A 19,182-nucleotide genomic window follows, 5' to 3' on the forward strand; every position below is an offset into this window, starting at 1 on the left:
GGCAGTACCGGCTGCCAACGGAGGACACCGACGCGATTCACTCCGTCCGGGCAGCGTCGATCACCGCGTGGACGGCGTGCGCGATGCGTTCGGCGGCGCGGTCCGGATCGGGTCGACCGGCGTCGAGCCAGGCGATAACGGCCTCGAGGGTGAGCGTCGGAAGCAGTCGAGCCGCCCAATCTCGCCACGGCCCCTCCGGAATCACGTCGGCGACGTTCCGCGCGGCGATATCGGTCGACTCGGTTCGAAGGGAGTCGATCACGTCACGGAACTCCGGTTCCCGGGCCGCATGGCGGAACAGCAGCCGGAATCCGTCCGGGTCGGCCGCGGCCGCACGCAATAGCGTCGGGATGCTGTTCTCGTCGTAATCGTCGATGCCGACGGCATCGGTCAATCGAGTGCAGGCGCGGTCGAGTGCGGCCCGGTAGAGGTCGGATTTCGAGGCGAAATGCCGATAGAGGATGACGTGGGTGACACCGGCTTCCGCGGCAACCTGGTCGAGTCCCGTTGCGGCGAAACCGGTTCGGGCGAAAGCCCGGGTCGCCGCCTCGAGAATCTGCGCACGCCGCTGCGCGCGCGGCATGCGCTGGGCCCGCTCGGGCCCAGCTGCCGAATCCGATTGCGCGGGCTGCTGGTCCGCTGTGGGCACGCCGACCTCCTCTTGTTTAACCGAGACTATACAAGTACCGTTGTTTAACGCGTCTTATACAAGCCTACTTGTACTTATTCGGAGGTTGTCATGGTCACGGTCGCGCAATTGCCGTTCGAGCAAACCGATCTACTGAGTCCCCCACCCCGGCTGCGCGAGTTGCAATCCCAGGGCGCGGTACACCGAATTCGCACCACGGTCGGAGATGAGGGGTGGCTGGTCACCGACTACGCGCTGGTGCGGCGATTACTGGACGACGACCGACTCGGCCGCTCCCACCCCGCTCCGGAAACCGCCGCGCGGACCGGAGAATCCGCTCTCTTCGGCGGTCCGCTCGGTGACTACGCGACCGAGCACGCGGACCACTCCCGCATGCGCTCGCTCCTCCAACCGCATTTCACGCCGAAGCGCATGCGGGTCCTGCGTACGCGGATCGAGCAACTGACCACCCGGCTGCTCGACGACCTGGCCCAGCAGGGCCCACCGGCGGATCTCCATGCCGCCGTGGCGGTTCCACTACCGATCCTGGTGATCTGCGAACTGCTGGGCGTGCCGTACGAGGACCGCGACCGGTTCCGCACCTGGTCCGCCGACGCCGCCAATACCCGCGACCACGCCCGCTCCGAACAGGGATTGGCCGAGTTGTACTGCTACGGCCTGCGGCTCGTCGCCGATAAGCGCACCGATCCGGGCGATGACGTGATTTCCCGGCTCTGCGCCATCGATGGAGTCACCGATGATGAGGCCGCCCGGCTGTCGATGGCCCTATTGTTCGCCGGGCACGAGACCACCGTCGTCCAGATCGGCCTCGGCGCACTGTTATTGCTCACCCACCCCGAACAGTGGCAGGCACTCGTAGCCGATCCGACCCTGGCCCCCACCGCAGTCGAGGAGATCCTGCGTGCGCCGGGCAGGGGCGGCGGCGGGATACCGCGCTATGCGCGAACGGATTTCACAATCGCCGAAACGACTATCCGTGCAGGCGATTTGGTGCTGCTGGACAATGGCGCGGCCAATCACGACGCCGCGGCGTTCCCCGATCCCGACCGGGTCGACATCACCCGTTCCGCCGCGGCGCACCTGACCTTCGGGCACGGCGCTCGCTATTGCATCGGCGCACCCCTGGCCCGCATCGAACTCCAGGTCGTCTTCACCCAGTTGGCTACCCGGTTCCCAACGCTGCGACCGGCGGTCGATATCTCGGAGCTGACCGTGCGACGCCACGTACTGACCGGCGGCCTGGAATCACTCCCGGTCCGCTGGTAACCACCGATACCGCAGTGCCGACGCGGCGATCACGCCGCCGCCACCGGACTCGGCTCGGTGCCGCGCTCGACACTCGGCTGCCGGAACCCCGGCAGGTAGTCGTCGACGAACGGAATCATCAGCTGAATGAGGGGGCCGATGCCGAAGGCGTAGACCAGGGTGCCGATACCGACGCTGCCGCCGAGCAGCCAGCCGGTGGTCAGCACGGTCGCTTCGATGGAGGTACGGATCAGCCAGACGGGTCTACCGGTGCGGAGGACCAGTCCAGTCATCAGTCCATCACGCGGACCGGGGCCCATGCCCGCGCCGATATAGAGGACGGTGGCGATCGCGTTGACGACCACCGCCAGACCCATGGCCCCCACTTGCCACGGCAGTCCGTGCACCTCCGGGAGCAGCCATAATCCGGCATCGACGGCGACCGCGATCACCACCACATTGCTGACGGTGCCCAGGCCCGGCTTCTGTCGCAGCGGAATCCAGGCCAGGAGGACCGCGACGCCGGTGATCGCCACTACCGCGCCGAAGCTGAGTGGAACCCGGTCGGCGACGCCCTGATGGAAGACATCCCACGGGTCCAGCCCGAGTCCGGCGCGCACCATGACGGCCATCGACAGCCCGTAGAGGACCAGTCCGATATAGAGCGCGATCAACCGACGAAGCAGCATTGGGCCAGCATGCCGGGCAACTGGTCTGCGAATACAGAGCCAATCGCCAATAACTGGACTCTTCCATCTGAGCGACTCAGGCCGTATTGATCAAGCCCAGCTTCCGTTGCGGCACACCGATGTACTCCGATAGCGGGCGAATGAGCGCATTGGATTCGGACTGTTCGACAATGTGCGCGGTCCAGCCGGTCACCCGGCTCATAACGAAAATCGGTGTGAACACCTCGATATCGAAACCCATCAGGTAGTAGGCGGGACCGGCCGGGAAATCGAGATTGGGTGCGATACCGGTGGCCTCCGCCATGGCCGACTCCAGCTCCGCGTACATGCGCAACCAGTGCTGTCCGCCCGCCACCGCGGCGACCTCATCGAGTGCGGCCTTCATGGTCGGCACCCGGGAGTCCCCCTGCTTGTACACCCGATGCCCGAAGCCCATGATCTTCTCGCGGTGGGCAAGCCTGTGCCGCAACCATTCCCGGGCCTGATCGGGATCTTCGATCTCGAGCATCGCATGCATGACGGCCTCGTTCGCGCCTCCGTGCAGTCGACCCTTGAGTGCACCGATAGCCGCGGTGACCGCACTGTAGATATCGGATTCGGTGGAGGCGACCACCCGGGCAGCGAAGGTCGAGGCGTTGAAACCGTGCTCCGCGTAGAGGATCAGTGAGGCCTCGAAGGCCCGCACCACCCGCGGATCGAGGTGCCGGTCACCCCCACCCGACTCACCGAAGCACATGTAGAGGAAGTTCTCCGCGAAGCCACGGTTCGAATCCGGTGCGATCGGGTCCAGGCCGCGACGGCGGCGCATATCTGCGGCAATGACGGTGGGCAGCACGGCGGTCATTCGCAAAGCCATGGCGCGCAAAGCTTCCGGGCTGCGACCCCGATCTTCCATGGGATCTTCGGCACCGAGGTAGCTGATCGCCGTCCGCACCACATCCATGGGGTGGCAGGTCTCGGGCAGTCTGCCGACAAAGCTCAGCAGCGACCGATCCGCGCGGCGCAGCGCACGTTCGGACTGCCGCAATGCCGCCAACTGCACGGCATCGGGTAGTTCGCCGTACCAGAGCAGGTGCGCGACCTCCTCGAAACAGCAGTGCCGCACGAGGTCCTGCACCGGATAACCTCGGTAGGTGAGGCTGTTGGTTTCGGCTACCACCTTGGAGATGGCGGTGGTGTCGACCACCACGCCGGTGAGCCCCTTCTTGATCTCGGTCATCTCGATCACTCACTCACGGTGAAATTGAATATGTCGGAATCGAATTCGTTGTAGGCGGCGTAGTCGAGCAGCTCGTAGAGCCGGGAGCGGTGTTGCATCCGATCCACGAGCGCGGATTGGGTTCCGGTGGCGGCGATTTCGCGCAGACCGTACTCGACTGCATTCATGGCCAGGCGCAGCGTGGTCACCGGGTAGATGACGGCGTTGTAGCCGAGCTCCGCCAGTTGCCCGGCCGAGAGCAGCTCGGACTTGCCGAACTCGGTCATATTGGCCAGCAGTGGGGTATTCACCGCCGCACGGAACTTCGCGAACTCACCGGCATCGGTGAGGGCCTCGGTGAAAATGAGATCCGCTCCGGCGTCGGCGTAGGCCTTGGCCCGATCGATGGCGGCGGCCAACCCCTCGGTACCGCGGGCGTCGGTCCGGGCGCAGATGACGAAGTTCGCGTCCCGGCGCGCTCGCACCGCCGCCCTGATCCGCCGCACCATATCCGCGACCGGCACCACCGCCTTACCGTCGAGATGGCCGCACCGCTTGGGATTCACCTGATCCTCGATATGGCATCCGGCCAATCCGGCATCTTCGAGCAACGTGACGGTGCGGGCGGCATTCATCGGTTCACCGAATCCGGTATCGGCGTCGATGAGCACCGGCAGATCGGTGACCGCGGCGATCTGCCGCCCCCGCGCCACCACCTCGCCGAGGGTGGTGAGCCCGATATCGGGCAGCGCCAGTTCGGCCGACACCACCGCACCCGATACATAGCCGCCCTCGAAACCGAGCTCCTGAATCAGCTTGGCCACCAGGGGATTGAACGCACCGGGTAACCGCTGGATACGCCCGCTCGACAACCCGGCCCGAAAGGCCGCGCGCTTATCCGGGGCACTGGTCGCCGCCGCTATGAGGCCGGTCACAGCGGCCACCGCCCTAGGCTCACAACTGATCTCGCCATCAGAAAATCCCCTCACGAGTCTCCGGAGCGGCCCCGAGCACCGTCTCGGAGACGGTAAATGTCAACTGGTCCAGCTCACCCGGCAGCAGGTCCGGGGTGCGCTGCGCGGCGGCGAGGAAGCGGTCCTGTTCGGCCGGGTCGATAACGCCGTCGGCGAGGGTGCGGAACTTCTCGATGTACTGATCGCGCCCGAAAGGCCGCGCCCCCAACGGATGTGCGTCCGCCACGGCCAGCTGGTCGACAATGGTTTCCCCACTCTTCAGCGTGACCACGGCCCGCGCGCCGAAGGCCCGCTCTGCCGGATCGGTGGCGTGATAACGGCGCGTCCACTCCGGCTCCTCCATCGTGGTGATCCGATTCCACAGCCGCACGGTGTCCGCGCGCCGCGCCCGGTCCGGCGCGTACGAGCGCTCGTGATGCCAACTCCCATCCTGTAGCGCGACCGCGAAGATATAGGGCAGCGAATGATCCAGGGTTTCGCGGCTGGCGTGCGGGTCGTACTTCTGTGGATCGCCCGAGCCGCTGCCGATTACATAGTGCGTGTGATGGCTGGTGTGCAGCACGATGGTCGCGATCTGCCCGAGATCGCCGATGCGGTCGCGCATTCGGCGGGCCAGATCGATGGGGGCCTGGCTCTGGTACTCGGCGGAATGCTCCTTGGTGTAGCTGTCGAGAATGGCGCGTTTGGCCTCACCCGGACCCGGCAGCGACACCTGGTACTCCGCGTCGGGACCACCCAGTAGCCGGGCGATCACACCATCGGCGCCTTCCCAGATGGGGGCGGGCGCGCCCTCGCCGCGCATGGCTCGATCCACCGCCTCGACCGCCATCTTTCCGGCGAACGCGGGCGCGAAGGCCTTCCAGCTGGAGATTTCGCCCTTACGTGACTGCCGGGTCGCGGTCGTGGTGTGCAGCGCCTGCCCGACGGCCTGATAGATGGTGTCGATATCGAGGCCGAGCAGCGTTCCGATTCCGGCCGCGGCCGAGGGTCCCAGGTGGGCGACATGATCGATCTTGTACTCGTGCAGGCAGATTCCGCGCACCAGGTCGATCTGGATCTCGTATCCGGTTGCCAGCCCCCTAATCAGATCCGCGCCGCCGCGCCCGGTGTGCTGGGCGACCGCGAGAATCGGTGGAATATTGTCCCCCGGATGGGAGTACTCCGCGGCCAGGAAGGTGTCGTGAAAGTCCAGTTCCCGCACCGCGACCCCATTGGCCCATGCCGCCCATTCCGGTGAGAAACGCTGTGCGGCGGGCAGTCCGAATACGGTCGCGCCGGGCCGGTACGGATGCTTGTCCGCCTGCCGCCGCGCGGTGGTCACCGGGCGGCGGACCAGTGCAGCAGCGGCAACACCGGCATTGTCGATGAGCCGATTGATGATCATCTCGGCGACCTCCGCGGGCACCGGCACAAGATCAGCAGCCACCTCGGCAACCCGGGTCGCCAGATGTTCTGTTCGCGGAAACGCCGCATCAGCGGCCCGTGCGCGTACTATGTGAGTCTTCAAGTTCTTCTCCCAGAAGCGTAATCACGGCTCTTGCTTCGCACGCTACGCAGCGGCTGGGTGGCGTGGAAATACCTTGCAGTAGCGTATTTTTGTCAGCGAGTCCGAGCGATACTGCAATGATTGCGAAGCCTTGTGGGTAGCATTCCGACCGTGCGCAAGATGTATGCGGGTGCCCGACTACGGCGGCTGCGCGAGGAACGGCGAATGACCCAGGCCGCCCTCGCCAAGTCGCTGGATCTGTCCCCCAGCTACCTCAATCAACTAGAGCGCGATCAACGGCCACTGACGATTCCGGTGCTGCTGAAGTTGAACTCCACCTTCGATCTGGATGTGCAGTTCTTCGCGGCGGACTCCGATGCTCGACTGGTGTCGGACCTGCACGAGGTGCTCGTCGAAGCCAGTGGCGGGAATTCGGCTCCGGTGGCCGAGGTGGAGGATCTGGCCACCCGACTACCCGAGGTCGCCAAGATCATTGTCGCCATGAGTCGGCGACTACGGGCGGCCACCGACCAATTGGATCTGCTGTCATCGAAAGTCGCCGCGCCCACGGGCGCACCCGGTGTGCCCATGCCGTACGAGGATGTGCGCGACTTCTTCTACGACCACCACAATCACATCGCGCAATTGGATTTGGCCGCCGAGCGGCTTTTCGAGGAATGCGGCCTCAGCATCGGTTCCCTGGACCGGCAATTGGCCCGGGTGGCCGAGGAACGCGCGGGCGTGACGGTGCTGGTACGCGGTGATGGCGCGGACCCCAATATCCCGAAACGCCACTACGACAGGGAAACCCGCACCCTCACCCTGGCGCGGCGCCTACGCCCCGGGCAGCGGGCCTTCCAGATCGCGACCACGCTCGCCTTCCTGCTCTACGGTCAACTCCTCGACGAGGTGCTCGACGAAACTCCCTCGCTGACAGGTGAATCCCGCTCCCTGACGCGGATCGGCCTGGCCAACTACTTCGCGGGCGCGCTCATCCTCCCGTACGGTAAATTCCTGCGGTCGGCCGAGGAATTGCACTACGACATCGACCTACTCGCGCTGCGTTTCGAGGTCGGCTTCGAAACCGTGTGCCATCGGCTGAGCACCCTGCAACGCCAGGGCCAGCGTGGTGTGCCGTTCTTCCTGGTTCGCACCGACCGCGCCGGCAATATCTCGAAACGCCAGTCCGCCACGGCTTTCCACTTCTCCCGCGTCGGCGGCAGCTGCCCGCTGTGGGTGGTCTACGAGGCGTTCACCCATCCCGGACGCACCCTCACCCAGGTGGCGTCCATGCCCGATGGGCGGCGATACCTGTGGATCGCCCGCACCACCAACCCGACCCCACACGGATTCGGCACCGCCACCAAGGAATTCGCCATCGGTCTGGGCTGCGACCTCGAATACGCCGATCGGCTCTCGTATTCCAAGGGGCTACAGCTCGACGACCCCGCAGCGGCCGTCCCTATCGGTGCGGGCTGCAAGGTGTGCGAGCGTCCGGCCTGCCCACAGCGCGCCTTCCCGCAGATCGGCCGGCCGCTCGCGGTCAACGAGGCCACCTCGACCGATCTGCCCTACCCGCGGCTGCCGCGCTGACGGTCAGCTCCGATCCCTGGTGATCTTGAAGGTGGTACAGCCCGAGTCGTCCACGATCCCGCTGAGGGAGTTGGCCGACACCGCGTTCGCCAGCAGGTCGACCATGACATAGCCGGAAGGCTGTTCTATCCAGCGCTGCTGGGTGATTTCGAGGATGCGGTCGACATACTGGGCCGTCATCTCATAGCTGCCGATCGGCACATCCGGATTCTTCGTGGTCGGACCGAATGCGAAAACCGCTCGCGCCGCACCACTTACGGCCGGGTCGATGGTCAAGGTCAGCTCGGTCTCCCCCTGAGCGCAGGTGTAGGTACCGGTCCAGATGCCCGATAGCTTCGCCAGTGGCACCGGCCCCTCTGCCGCGGTGGTCGTCGGGCTCGACGACCCGATGGCGGCCGAATCCGGCAGCGCCGTTCCGGTGATGGTTTCCTGACATCCCGTCGCCAGGACCGACATCATGAGCACTGCGATCAATTTCCGGCGCATGGCACCATTCCTCCCCGTACGTATATCGGCGGCGATACTACCGAGGGTCAGGCGTGCGCGGTCTTGCCACCGTCGATGACCAGTTGCGCCCCGGTCAGGTACGGATGTTCGGGTGAGGCGAGGGTGAGCGCGAAGGCGGCGATCTCCGCCGCGGTGGCGAGCCGACCCAGGCCGGGCACATTGGAACCGGCCCACTGCTTCAGGAAAACCTGTCGGGCATCGGCGGGCATCGACTCCAAACCCGCTGCCCGCCAGACGAGTTCGGTATCAGTGGTGCCGGGTATCAAGGTATTGACGCGGATACCGTCGGCCGCGTAGTCGAGTGCCGCGGATTGGACCAGGCCCACCAGCGCGCGTTTACTCGCGGTATAGGCAGCCTTGTTCGCATCGGTGGCGAGCGCGTTACTCGACGAGGTCACGACGATCGTGCCGCCGCCGGACCGAATCATATGCGGCACCTGGTATTTCATTGCCAGGAAGCTGCCGCGCAGATTGGTGCCGACCACGCGATCGAAATCGTCGGCGGTGTACTCGTGCAACTTCTTCTGAATGGTGATGCCCGCATTGTTGAAGGCCACATCCAGTCCGTTGTAGCGCCGCACCGCCTCCGCCACGAAGTCGCGCACCTCGGTCTCCACCAGCACATCGGCACGAATGAAGGTCGCCTCCCCGCCCGCCGCCCGAATCTCGCGCTCGACCGCTTGTCCGCGCCCTACCCGCCTACCGCAGAAGGCGACTCGCGCACCTTCGGCGGCAAAGAGCCGGGCGGCCGCCGCACCGATCCCGGAGGTCGCGCCGGTTATGAGCACCACCTTGTTCTCGAATCGGCGCTGCCCGCCAGACTCTGGGCGAGGCGGGTTGGAATCGGCTCCGAGTGCCACGCCCCCGGCCAGACCGGCTGCCGCACCGACGGCCAGTCCGGAGGCTGTCATGCCGAAGAGCTTGCGGCGACTCGGTTTCGGGGTATCGGCGGCGATGGGCGTGCTGTCGCTCTCGTTGGTCATGGCCCCACTCTCACCGTTGATCAGCGAGTTCGGATCCGACCGCAGGCCCGAGCCGCGGCCGCGAGGTGGAGTCGCCTCCTCCTTTGGAAGGAGGGGGTCAGAAGACCCATCGGCGCAGGGTGAGAAAGCGAAAGACGCCGACGGCGGCGCTAATCGCCAACAGGGCGGCGGCGTGGGCCGGGCCATCCATACTCGGCGCGGTCCGCTCTAATACGGCGATCGCGCCCGAGGTGACGGCCAAGCCGGTCAGCGCGAGCGCTCCGCCTTCGATCTGTGCCGTATACCACCGCACCCGACCCGACGCACGGAACGTCAACCGCCGGTGCAGCTCATTGGCCAATGTCGCACTCACCAGCGACCCGGCCAGATTCGCGAACTGGGGTCCGCCGCTGTACAGCGCCAGGAACGGCACCAGATACCCGATATTGCTGAGGCCGCCGACCAGGGCGAATCGAATCAATTGCGCGAGAGCGCGCTCACCGCGCAGAAATACCTCACCCTGCCGGATCCACCGGTTCCAGGCGCGGCGCGTCATGCGGTACCCCTCGGTGTCGAGGGTGAGGACGCTGACCGCGGGGAGGGAGGCGGCTTGCGCCCTGCTGTCGTTCTCGTCGGTCATATCCCCGACTCTCGCCACCGCCCAGGGCGACCGAATCCGACGGTGGGCTCGACTTTCCAACCTCCGGGTGGATACGTCTCCTCCCCGGGGAGGAGACGTATCCCGGGTGCTCGGGGGCATGATGTGGGGTGTGGTGGAATCGACCGGAATGACCCGTGGCATCGAGTGGCTGCTCGATGGTCGCTCGGTTCCGGCCCGGCTGGTGGTTCTCGTCGCTCTCGCGGTTGGATGTCTTTTACTGCTCACGGACTCGGCCGACACCCTCGACTGGGTCATCGCGCTGGTGGCGGTGACGGTCACCGCGGGAAGTGTGCGTTGGCCGCTGGCCACCTCGCTGCTCACCACCGGGGTACTGATGGTCGGTTTCGAGTTCGGCCATTCGGGGCCGGTGGTCGCGAAAGTGGCCGCGGCCATCGCGCTCACCGAACTCGCCGCCCGCCACCACGGTTGGCGTCCCTGGCTCGCCGCGGGGGTGCTCGCGGGCGCGTATCTGCTGCATCCGGGCGAAGGTGTGGCTGCCGCCGGTTATCGCGCCGTGGTGATGGCGGGTCTGCCCCTGCTCATCGGGACTCTGCTGCGTAGCGCGCGAGAGAGTACCGAATTCGCCCGGCGGCAGGCTCGGGAGATCTCCCAGCGTCGCGAATCCGAGGTGGCTGCCGCACGCGCCCTCGAACGCACCGCCATTGCCCGGGAACTGCATGATCTCATCGCCCACCACGTGTCGTCGACGGTGCTGCGAGTCGGCGTGGCACGGCATGCGCTGCCGGACGCACCGCCCGCCATGCTGGAGGTGCTCGACGATATTCACGCCAATGGCAAATCCACCCTGACCGATCTGCGCAAACTGGTGACAATTCTGCGTGACCCCCATGGCAATGACGAATCCTTCATCGCCCCGGCGGACGTGCCGGATGCCATCGACACCGCCGTCGAACGGGCTCGGCGATTGGGGGTGCGAGTGAAATCCGAGATCGACGCCGATGTCGGCACTGTGGACGCGCTGACCGGGTTGACGCTGTTGCGGCTCACCCAGGAGGGACTGGCCAATACGGTGAAGCACGCGGGTACGGGAGCCGAGGCTCGACTGAAGGTCACAGTGCGCGACGGGATGGTCGATTTCGCGCTGCACGACCGGGCGACACACGCCGCGACCAACGGACGGTCCCCGCACGGCGTCGGGCTCATCGGCCTGCGCGAACGCGTCACCCTACTCGGTGGCGACTTCGAGGCCGAATCCACCGGCGGCGGTTGGCATTTGGCCGCGCACCTGCCCACCGGTTCCCGAGTATCGCTATGACCGTTCGAGTGCTCCTGGTCGACGATCAGCAATTGGTCCGCGCCGGACTGCGCATGCTCTGCCAGACCGCCGACGACCTCGAGGTGGTGGGCGAGGCCGCCAGTGGCAGCGAGGCGGTACGCCTGGCCGAACAGGAACTCCCGGATGTGGTCCTCATGGACCTCCGGATGCCTGGAATGGATGGAATACAGGCCACCGAACGGATTCTCGCCGCGCGGCCTACCGTACCGGTGGTCGTCCTGACCACCTTCGACGATGACGATCACCTGTATCCGGCGCTGGCTGCCGGGGCGTCGGGCTTCCTGGTGAAGGACGCCTCACCGGAGGAATTGCTGGCCGGAATCCGCCGCGCCGCAGCCGGTGACCACCCGTTCTCCCCCGAGGTGCTGCGGAGGGTGATGAACTCGGCCGTTACCTCCCGCGCCACCACCGAAACCGTTGCCCGCGCGCAGGTATCGGGTCTCACGACCCGCGAAGCGGAAGTCCTGGCCTTGGTGGCGGAAGGTCTGTCGAACAGCGAGATCGCCGACCGTCTCTACGTCGGGATCACCACGGTCAAGACACATGTCACCAATTTGATGGCGAAAACCGGTGCGTCCAATCGGGTTCGGCTCGCGGTCCTCGGCCTCGGGCATCGACCGACCTGACGAACCGATGATTCAGCACGGTCGGTCAGGCCGCGGAGTGCAGGGCTTTCGCGGTGGGTGAGTTGGGGGTTTCACCGGGGTCCGGGTAGGTGTGCAGGATTCGGTCCGCCGTGCCGGAACTGGTGACCGTGAACCAGTAGTGCTCGTTTTTGAAGTGGTGCAGGCGGTGGTTGCGGCGCACGGCCTTATATATGCGGCCGGTCGGCTGGTAGTCGGTGTGGATGAGGTAGTGGGTCCACTCGTAGTTGAGGCCCAGCACGCCGAGAATCAGAAGGAAGGTCAAACCCATTGCGGGACGGGGGAATACGAGTAAGGCAATGGCTACCAGGGCTGGGATGAGCCAGAGGAAGGTTTGCCAGGGGATGAAGATGAGGGGGATATCACCGGGCCTGGTGTGGTGTTCGCGGTGTTTTCGGGCCAGTAGTGAGTCGATGGTGAAGCGGCCCAGGTGCCGGGGACGCCAGTGCAGGACGGTGACGTGAATGATCCACTCCACCACCGGGAATAGGGCGAGCATGATGAGTGGCACCAGGGCGTCGGTGAGTTGCCAGTCGCCTACCGCGACGCGGGCGATGAGGGCTCCGACGAACAGTGTGGCGATGATCCACGGGGAAGGCTGGCGGAGGAAGATTCGGAATGCCTCGGAGAGCGTGAGCTTCCTGCGGCGTTCAGGGCTGGTGGGGGTCATTGGTCGCCTCCTCTAGACGGCGGATGAAGGTGGTGAATTCCGTTGTCGCCAAGGACAAGAGGTCGGTGGCGGCGGAGCGGGCGGTGTCGGGGTCGCCGGTGGCGACCGCTTCGGTAATGGCGCGGTAGCGGTCGGCCTGCGCGACCTCGGCCGCCATCAGCCCGGCGAGGGCTTCGATGGCGGGTTCGTAGACGGCGCGCAGGTTGTTGTAGAGCAGGCGGTAGACGATGGAGTCGGCGGCGTCCACCAGGTGATCCCAGAAGGCGAGCGCAATGCGCTGCTGGGCTATCGGATCCGGGTGGGCGACAAGCTCGTCCACGGTGGCACGCAGGGCCGGGGCAATATCGGCTCCGGCACGTTCGGCCGCCAGTCCGGCGACGTCGCGGCCCATGGCGGCACGAGCCTCCAGAATGCTGCGCAGCACCGAGTAGTCGAGTTCGCCGCGACGGAAGATCAGGCGCGGCAGCATATCGAGGCCGCCGAAGCGTCGGAAGTCTCGCACCGTGGTGCCGCCGCCCTGACGCACCTCCACGAGTCCGGTGTGGGCGAGGCGCTGTAGCGCCTCCCGCACGGTGGGGCGCGATACCCCCAGCGCCTCGGCCAGGTGCCGTTCGGCGGGCAGGGTTTCGCCCGGGGCCACTTCACCGTCGAGCACCGTATCGACGAGTTGCTCGAACACCTCGTCGGGAACGGTCTTGCGGTCGATCCGCTTCAACACCATGCCAATGAAGCTACGCGGCGAATTGGTCAGAGGTCAAGTGGTCATACCAATTTTTATAAATAGTCTCTGACCTGCGATGATCAGTCCGGCCCCGGGGCTACGCGGAGGCGGTTCGGGTGGCGCCCGCCGACGCGGCCACCACACAGACGACGCCCGCCCACTGCCCGAAGTTCAGGATCTGACCCAGTACGAGGAGTCCGGCGAGCGCCGCGACGGCGGGTTCGAGACTCATGAGCACGCCGAAGATACGGGCGGGCATCCGGCGCAGCGCCTCCAGTTCCAACGAGTACGGCACCACCGACGACAGCATGGCGACCGCGAATCCCGCTGCGAGAACGGCCGGTTGCAGTAGGGCGGTACCGGCTTCGACTATCCCGACCGGCATCATGAGGATCCCGCCGAAGGCCATGGCGATCGCCAATCCCCCACCGCCACTGGTGCGTTCGCCGAGTTTGGCGCTGAGCAGGATATAACCCGCCCAGCACACACCCGCCGCGAGCGCCAAGAAAATCCCCGACCACACCACCTGTCCATCGGACCGGGTGAGCATGAAGACGCCACCGCCGGCGAGCAGTGCCCACACCGGATCGATCCACCTACGTGATCCGGCGAGCGCGATGGCAAGCGGACCGAGGAATTCCAGGGTGACGGCCATACCGAGGGGAATCCGGTCGATCGCCTCGTAGAAGCACAGATTCATCAGCGCCAGCACCGCACCGAAGGCCAATGCCACCGGTAGCGCCCGCCGTTCGATACGCAGCGCCGAACGCCACAGCACCAACAGAACGATCCCGCCGAACACCAGCCGCATAGTTACCGCACCGCCGGGCCCGACCGAGGCGAACAGGTGGGTGGCGACGGCCGCGCCGACCTGCACACTCACAATCCCGGCCAGCACCAATGCGGTAGGCGGCACACCCCCGAGCCCCTGCCACCCGACCATGCGTCGAACCGACGGCTTCCCCGACGGTTTCCACGCACGCTCGATATCGATCGCCACCACGTTCGCGCGAACCTTCCGCTGTGCTCTACTGCCGCTACGACTTGGCCAGATACTCGAGACGTTCGGAGTCAACGGCGGCGTGCATCATTCCGGCCAGTCCCGGATGCTGCTTCAGCCCCGGATCCGAATCCACCACCGCACGCGCCAATTGCTGTGCGGAGGTGATGACTTCGAGGTCATCGAGCAGCGAGAGCAGTCGCAACGACCGCGCGGTACCGGACTGCGCGGAGCCGAGCACATCGCCTTCCCGACGCTGCCGCAGATCCAGCACGGCGAGTTCGAAACCATCGGTGGTGGCCGAGACCGCTTCCAGCCGCGCCATGGCCGAGCCGACCGGATTGGTCTCGGTAATGAGCAGGCAGAGCCCGGGGTGCTTACCTCGGCCGACGCGCCCGCGCAGCTGATGCAGCTGGCTCACCCCGAATCGGTCGGCGTCCACAATGGCCATAATGGTGGCATTCGGGACGTCCACACCGACCTCGACGACCGTGGTGCACACCAGTACATCGATCTCGGCGTTATTGAAGGCCCGCATGGTGCGGTCCTTTTCATCGGCGGGCAGTCGACCGTGCAGTAGGCCCACTCGGAGATCGGCGAGTGGGCCGGTGCTCAGCGTCTCGAACAGGTCGACCGCGGCATGGGTGGACGGCGCTTCCTTCTCCTCGGCGGATTTGGCCTTACCCTTCTTGGCCTTCTCCTCCTCGTCGCCGCCGATGCGCGAACACACCACATAGGCCTGGCGACCGGCCCCGACTTCCTCCTGAATGCGTTCCCACGCCCGGTCCACCCAGGACGGTTTCACCTTGGCGGGAACAACTTTCGTGACGATCGGCGAGCGACCACGCGGGAGCTGGGTGAGCGTGGAGGTCTCCAGGTCCCCGAGCGTGGTCATGGCGATGGTGCGCGGGATCGGTGTGGCGGTCATGACCAGCAGGTGTGGACTGACACCCTCTTTTGCCTTGGCACGCAGAGCATCTCGCTGTTCCACGCCGAAGCGGTGCTGTTCGTCCACCACGACCATGCCCAGGTCGTGGAATTCGACATTGTCCTGAATGAGGGCGTGCGTCCCGATCACCAGTCCGGCCTCGCCGATCATGGTGTCGAGCAGCGCGGCCTTCTTGTCCTTGGTGGACATGGAGCCGGTCACCAGCACCACCCTGGTGGCATTGTCGGCCGCACCGAGTTCACCGCCGGAACCGAGATCGCCGAGCATTGCGCGCAGCGACCGATAATGCTGTGCGGCAAGCACTTCCGTAGGCGCTAGCAGGGCGCACTGCTGACCGTTGTCGATGACCTGAAGCATGGCCTCGAGGGCGACGATGGTCTTGCCGGAACCCACCTCACCCTGTAGCAGCCGGTGCATGGGATGGCTGCGCGACAGGTCGGCGGAGATCTCCTCGATAACACTGCGCTGGCCCTCGGTCAGTTCGAAGGGCAGCCGCTTCTCGAAGGCGGCGGCAATACCGTCGGTGCGCGGCGGGCAGGGGCGGGCGGCGCGACCCTCGACATCGTGGCGGCGCTCGGCGAGCACCAGTTGCAGGGCGAGCGCTTCGTCGAAACGCAAACGGCCCCTTGCTTGTTCGATATCGGACTTGTGCTCCGGTAAATGAATGAGCCGCAGTGCGTCCGAGACCGGCATCAGCTCGTGCTCGGTACGCCAGTCCTCGGGCAGCGGATCGTCGATCGGGTCGAGCTGATCGAGGACCTGACGGATGCAGCGCAGCAGATCCCAGCTCTGCACCTTGGCGGTGGCGGGATACACCGGGATGAACTCGCGCTCGAAGAACGAGACGTCCACTCCCCCAGCACCTTTGGCGCTCTGTGCGAGACCGCGCAGAGCGCCGCCGCCGCGCACGGTGGTGAGATTCTCGACGGTGCCGTCACCCTTGTCCGGCATAATAAGGTAATCGGGGTGGGAGAGGTTCCAACGATCCGGCCGCCACCAGTGCACGGTGCCCGACATCATCGCCTTGGCACCCTCCTTCACCAGGTACCGCACCTTGTCGCCATTGAAGAAGGTGATATCCACCGGGCGGGTGCCGCCCACATCGAGGGCCACCTTCAGCAGACTGCCTCGCCGGTTCTTCATGGGCCGCAGTTCGGTTTTGGTGATGCGGCCCATCACGGTGATGTGCGCGCCCTCCTCCGGGGCCTCCTCGGTGAGCGGCTGCCCCTGCGTGGCGTAGCGCAGCGGATAATGCCGCAGCAGGTCCTCGACGGTGTGCATATCGAACGCATCCGCCAGCGGCTCAGCGGCTTTCACGCCGAGCACGTGATCGAGCCGGTCGGCAAAGGTCGCCATCTATTCCACCCCGATCTGCACCAGATCCCCGGCCTGACCACCGGGGTACACAACCACCTCCACGCCCGGGAATCCGGCCGCGATGTGGTCGCTCAATTCATCGGCGAGCCCGTCGGGCGCCTCCGCGCCGATGAGCATGGTGACCAATTCGCCTCCGAGACCGAGCATTCGGTCCAACAGCGTACGCGCGGCGGCCCGCACATCCGGATCGATTACCACCACATCGTGGCCCACCAGGCCGAGTCCGTCGCCCGCCGCACAGGTGCCCTGAATGGTGAGCGCGCGCTCCGCCGCCACGCGCAGCGAACCCCACCGCGTCCCCGCGGCCGCCTCCGACATGGCGAAAACATCATCGACCGCGATACGGCCGGAGTCGTGCATGGACAGCGCCGCCAGCCCCTGCACCACCGACGAGCACGGCAGCATGAGCACATCGCGCATTCCGTCGCGAGCCGCGACACTCACCGCGACCAGCTCATGCGCGGGCAGCGCGCCATTCGGCAGCACCAGCACCTCCCGATGCGGCATTGCGCGAATCGCCGTCAACAACGCCTCGGACGTGACCTCACCCTCCAAGACTGTCGCCCCCGAGTCCTCGAACAGGCGCACCGCGCCCGGTCCGGACACCGCCGCGAGAATTCCGCGATCCGTGGGTCCGAGGGTCGCGTGCATGGACACGGCCAGCGTTTCGATCCGAATCCGACTCAGCACACCCGCCGACAGTCCGGCCTCGACAGCCGCCCCCGCGTCGGCACAATGCACATGCGCCGACCACGCCCCCGCCCCATCTCCCACCACGACCACCGAATCCCCAAGCCCCGCAAGCGCATCCCGCAAGTCCGTCACCTGTTCCTCATCGGTGCCGTCCAACAGGTACATGACCTCGTACTGCGGCGCGGGCATCGGCGAATCCGCCGAATCACCCATGCGCGCAGCGAAATCCGAGGCAGCTCCACCCACCCGGCCTACCGCCGGACCGGATTCGCTTGCGGCGCGGGGAGATCCGCCCATACCGCCTTCGTCCGCGGCATCGGGCGACCCGGCCATTCCGGATTCGTTCGCAACGCGGGAAGACCCGGCGAGTCCGGATTCATCCGCGGCCCCCGGAGCGCCGCTCAACCCGCAGGCCTGCGGGTGCGCGCCGGCGCGCGTAGCGATGGGGTCCCCGTGGGCTCCCCGGAGATCGGTCGATATGTCCGACCTGTCGGCCCCCGCACCCGACGCGCCGCGTATCGGCATGCCGCCGGAGCCGCCGCGCACGTACCGCGGGCGGGTGGGCGTTGTCCCACCCGTCACCGTCACCAATTCGTCCAACAGCACCAGCAGTCCGCGCGCCCCGGCATCCACCACGCCCGCCTCGCGCAGCACACCTAGTTGCGACGTCGTCTCCCCGAGCGCTTTGACCGCCCCATCGGCAGCCGCCAGCGCGACCGCCCGCAACGTCCGCTCCTGACATTCCGCCGCGTGATCGGCCGCGCAATCCAGGATGGTGAGCATGGTGCCCTCGACCGGAGAACTCAGCGCCTCCCGCACCAGTACGGCCGCCCGCCGCAGCGCCAACCGCAACGACTCGGCCGTCAGCGGCCCGTCGCTCACGGCCTCGGCCACCCCGCGCAATACCTGGGAAAGAATGATGCCCGAATTACCGCGCGCACCAAGGGTCGCGGCGCGAGCCATGGCAGCGGCGACCGAATGGGCCGTCACACCGGAACCCACGGGGCCATCGACCGAGTTCGGAGCGTTGGTCGCAAGGCTCGGGGTATCCGCCCGTCCCACCGGATTCCGATCGACAGCGCCGCCGGGCGTACTGTCACGCACCGCGCCGGCCGGTGCGTCCGACCGCTCCGATCCCCGTTTCGCCACGACCGCCGCGGAGCTGACGTCACCTGCTGCCGCGTCCGAGCCGCCGGGCCGGGCCGCCTCTTCCGCGGCGAGCACCGCGGCCCGCATGGTCGTCAAGAGATTGGTCCCGGTATCGGCGTCCGCCACCGGAAAGACATTCAGCGCATTGATCTCGTCGCGATGCCGCTCGAGTCCCTCGAGACAGCGCCGACCCCACCGCGTGAGCGCCGCACCGTCGAGCACGTCCCCTACCCCGGGCACCGTCACCGTCCTTCCGCCGCACCGTGTCGTCTGTGAAACCGGTATTGCCTCGCAAACCCCCGGCCGCCAGCGTAGTCGCCCCGTCCGACAACACACCGACACGTGGGCACTCGCGACAGACAGACAGACAGACAGACAGACAATGGTCACGTGCCGCACGAATTGTGGGACGAGGGCGACGGAGGCTGGACGTTCTGCCTCGCGGGGCCGCGCGGTGATGCCGCCCGGGCGCTACTCGAACCGAACGCCCGAAGGCATCCGTTGCGGCCAGAGCAGCCCTGAGACGGCCGCCACGCCCGTCCGACCTGGGCTTTGTCCGGTAGCTGGCGATTGCGCGGGGGCAATTGGACAGCGCGTATACCGTCCGGTTACTCTTGCAGGGTTGCCTGACGCGGGCTTGACCTGCGGTCGCTGGCGGTTCGCCACCAGGCATGTCCAAACATTAGGCTTTCGGACACGCTGCTTTACATGCAGCGTG

General features: G+C 66.4%; 17 protein-coding genes. 4 read left to right on the forward strand and 13 right to left on the reverse strand.

What is annotated here, in order from left to right; all coding sequences use genetic code 11:
• Window positions 1–37: 37 nt before the first annotated feature.
• Window positions 38–649, reverse strand: coding sequence for a TetR/AcrR family transcriptional regulator (locus NU1_RS24990; protein WP_245720297.1), 612 nt, complete (start codon window positions 647–649; stop codon window positions 38–40).
• Between the two features lie 90 nt (window positions 650–739).
• Here NU1_RS24990 and NU1_RS24995 point away from each other — a divergent pair, with 90 nt between their 5' ends.
• Window positions 740–1,915 (forward strand): cytochrome P450, encoded by a 1,176-nt coding sequence (locus NU1_RS24995; protein ID WP_067524822.1) that lies wholly within the window; start codon window positions 740–742, stop codon window positions 1,913–1,915.
• Between the two features lie 29 nt (window positions 1,916–1,944).
• On the opposite strand, the gene yczE is transcribed toward NU1_RS24995, so the two are convergent.
• The 4 genes from yczE to NU1_RS25015 all read right to left on the reverse strand — a co-directional run bounded on the left by yczE (window position 1,945) and on the right by NU1_RS25015 (window position 6,262).
• Window positions 1,945–2,583 carry a membrane protein YczE gene (gene yczE, locus NU1_RS25000; RefSeq protein ID WP_067524825.1) on the reverse strand — a complete coding sequence of 213 codons (639 nt, stop codon included), beginning with the start codon at window positions 2,581–2,583 and terminating at the stop codon, window positions 1,945–1,947.
• A gap of 76 nt (window positions 2,584–2,659) precedes the next feature.
• The gene (locus tag NU1_RS25005; protein ID WP_067525059.1) at window positions 2,660–3,802 is read right to left on the reverse strand and encodes a bifunctional 2-methylcitrate synthase/citrate synthase; all 1,143 of its coding nucleotides are present in this window, start codon (window positions 3,800–3,802) and stop codon (window positions 2,660–2,662) included.
• Between the two features lie 5 nt (window positions 3,803–3,807).
• Window positions 3,808–4,716: a methylisocitrate lyase gene (gene prpB / locus NU1_RS25010; protein WP_067525061.1), complete on the reverse strand. Its 909-nt coding sequence runs from the start codon at window positions 4,714–4,716 to the stop codon at window positions 3,808–3,810.
• Between the two features lie 37 nt (window positions 4,717–4,753).
• Complete coding sequence (locus NU1_RS25015; RefSeq protein ID WP_067524827.1) at window positions 4,754–6,262, reverse strand: MmgE/PrpD family protein; 1,509 nt, start codon at window positions 6,260–6,262, stop codon at window positions 4,754–4,756.
• A gap of 150 nt (window positions 6,263–6,412) precedes the next feature.
• Between NU1_RS25015 and NU1_RS25020 the strand changes: the two genes are divergently transcribed.
• Window positions 6,413–7,834 (forward strand): short-chain fatty acyl-CoA regulator family protein, encoded by a 1,422-nt coding sequence (locus NU1_RS25020; RefSeq protein WP_067525063.1) that lies wholly within the window; start codon window positions 6,413–6,415, stop codon window positions 7,832–7,834.
• A 3-nt stretch (window positions 7,835–7,837) separates the two neighbouring features.
• On the opposite strand, the gene NU1_RS25025 is transcribed toward NU1_RS25020, so the two are convergent.
• The 3 genes from NU1_RS25025 to NU1_RS25035 all read right to left on the reverse strand — a co-directional run bounded on the left by NU1_RS25025 (window position 7,838) and on the right by NU1_RS25035 (window position 9,943).
• Complete coding sequence (locus tag NU1_RS25025) at window positions 7,838–8,320, reverse strand: hypothetical protein (RefSeq protein ID WP_067524829.1); 483 nt, start codon at window positions 8,318–8,320, stop codon at window positions 7,838–7,840.
• A 47-nt stretch (window positions 8,321–8,367) separates the two neighbouring features.
• Window positions 8,368–9,324, reverse strand: a complete 957-nt coding sequence (locus NU1_RS25030; RefSeq protein ID WP_067524831.1) for an SDR family NAD(P)-dependent oxidoreductase — start codon at window positions 9,322–9,324, stop codon at window positions 8,368–8,370.
• Window positions 9,325–9,421: 97 nt separating this feature from the next.
• A complete protein-coding gene (locus NU1_RS25035) occupies window positions 9,422–9,943 on the reverse strand; it encodes a GtrA family protein (RefSeq protein WP_067524833.1) in 522 nt (173 codons plus the stop codon).
• Window positions 9,944–10,073: 130 nt separating this feature from the next.
• On the opposite strand from NU1_RS25035, the gene NU1_RS25040 reads away from it, so the two are divergent.
• Window positions 10,074–11,240 (forward strand): sensor histidine kinase, encoded by a 1,167-nt coding sequence (locus tag NU1_RS25040; RefSeq protein ID WP_371859837.1) that lies wholly within the window; start codon window positions 10,074–10,076, stop codon window positions 11,238–11,240.
• Window positions 11,237–11,887, forward strand: a complete 651-nt coding sequence (locus tag NU1_RS25045; RefSeq protein ID WP_067524835.1) for a response regulator transcription factor — start codon at window positions 11,237–11,239, stop codon at window positions 11,885–11,887. Before NU1_RS25040 ends, NU1_RS25045 begins: the two co-directional genes overlap by 4 nt.
• Before the next feature lie 25 nt (window positions 11,888–11,912).
• Here the strand turns inward: NU1_RS25045 and NU1_RS25050 are convergent, their stop codons facing one another.
• The 5 genes from NU1_RS25050 to NU1_RS25070 all read right to left on the reverse strand — a co-directional run bounded on the left by NU1_RS25050 (window position 11,913) and on the right by NU1_RS25070 (window position 18,704).
• Window positions 11,913–12,575: a sterol desaturase family protein gene (locus tag NU1_RS25050; protein ID WP_067524836.1), complete on the reverse strand. Its 663-nt coding sequence runs from the start codon at window positions 12,573–12,575 to the stop codon at window positions 11,913–11,915.
• Window positions 12,556–13,296, reverse strand: coding sequence for a FadR/GntR family transcriptional regulator (locus tag NU1_RS25055; protein WP_067524841.1), 741 nt, complete (start codon window positions 13,294–13,296; stop codon window positions 12,556–12,558). Before NU1_RS25055 ends, NU1_RS25050 begins: the two co-directional genes overlap by 20 nt.
• A gap of 97 nt (window positions 13,297–13,393) precedes the next feature.
• On the reverse strand, window positions 13,394–14,299 hold the full coding sequence (locus tag NU1_RS25060) for an EamA family transporter (RefSeq protein ID WP_245720298.1): 906 nt from the start codon (window positions 14,297–14,299) through the stop codon (window positions 13,394–13,396).
• Between the two features lie 34 nt (window positions 14,300–14,333).
• Window positions 14,334–16,601: an ATP-dependent DNA helicase RecG gene (recG, locus tag NU1_RS25065; RefSeq protein ID WP_067524843.1), complete on the reverse strand. Its 2,268-nt coding sequence runs from the start codon at window positions 16,599–16,601 to the stop codon at window positions 14,334–14,336.
• Window positions 16,602–18,704: a DAK2 domain-containing protein gene (locus tag NU1_RS25070; RefSeq protein ID WP_218027855.1), complete on the reverse strand. Its 2,103-nt coding sequence runs from the start codon at window positions 18,702–18,704 to the stop codon at window positions 16,602–16,604. It abuts the gene before it with no gap.
• Between the last annotated feature and the right edge of the window lie 478 nt (window positions 18,705–19,182).

The sequence above is a fragment of the Nocardia uniformis NBRC 13702 genome (assembly GCF_001613345.1).
In the GTDB taxonomy this organism is placed as follows: Bacteria; Actinomycetota; Actinomycetes; order Mycobacteriales; family Mycobacteriaceae; genus Nocardia; species Nocardia uniformis.

Bases quoted from the DNA above. Each gene is read 5' to 3' on its own strand.
- NU1_RS25005 (WP_067525059.1), bottom strand. From the start codon at position 3,802: ATGACCGAGATCAAGAAGGGGCTCACCGGCGTGGTGGTCGACACCACC.
- recG (WP_067524843.1), bottom strand. From the start codon at position 16,601: ATGGCGACCTTTGCCGACCGGCTCGATCACGTGCTCGGCGTGAAAGCC.
- NU1_RS25025 (WP_067524829.1), bottom strand. From the start codon at position 8,320: ATGCGCCGGAAATTGATCGCAGTGCTCATGATGTCGGTCCTGGCGACG.
- NU1_RS24995 (WP_067524822.1), top strand. From the start codon at position 740: ATGGTCACGGTCGCGCAATTGCCGTTCGAGCAAACCGATCTACTGAGT.
- NU1_RS25050 (WP_067524836.1), bottom strand. From the start codon at position 12,575: ATGACCCCCACCAGCCCTGAACGCCGCAGGAAGCTCACGCTCTCCGAG.
- NU1_RS25030 (WP_067524831.1), bottom strand. From the start codon at position 9,324: ATGACCAACGAGAGCGACAGCACGCCCATCGCCGCCGATACCCCGAAA.
- yczE (WP_067524825.1), bottom strand. From the start codon at position 2,583: ATGCTGCTTCGTCGGTTGATCGCGCTCTATATCGGACTGGTCCTCTAC.
- NU1_RS25045 (WP_067524835.1), top strand. From the start codon at position 11,237: ATGACCGTTCGAGTGCTCCTGGTCGACGATCAGCAATTGGTCCGCGCC.
- NU1_RS25055 (WP_067524841.1), bottom strand. From the start codon at position 13,296: ATGGTGTTGAAGCGGATCGACCGCAAGACCGTTCCCGACGAGGTGTTC.
- NU1_RS25035 (WP_067524833.1), bottom strand. From the start codon at position 9,943: ATGACCGACGAGAACGACAGCAGGGCGCAAGCCGCCTCCCTCCCCGCG.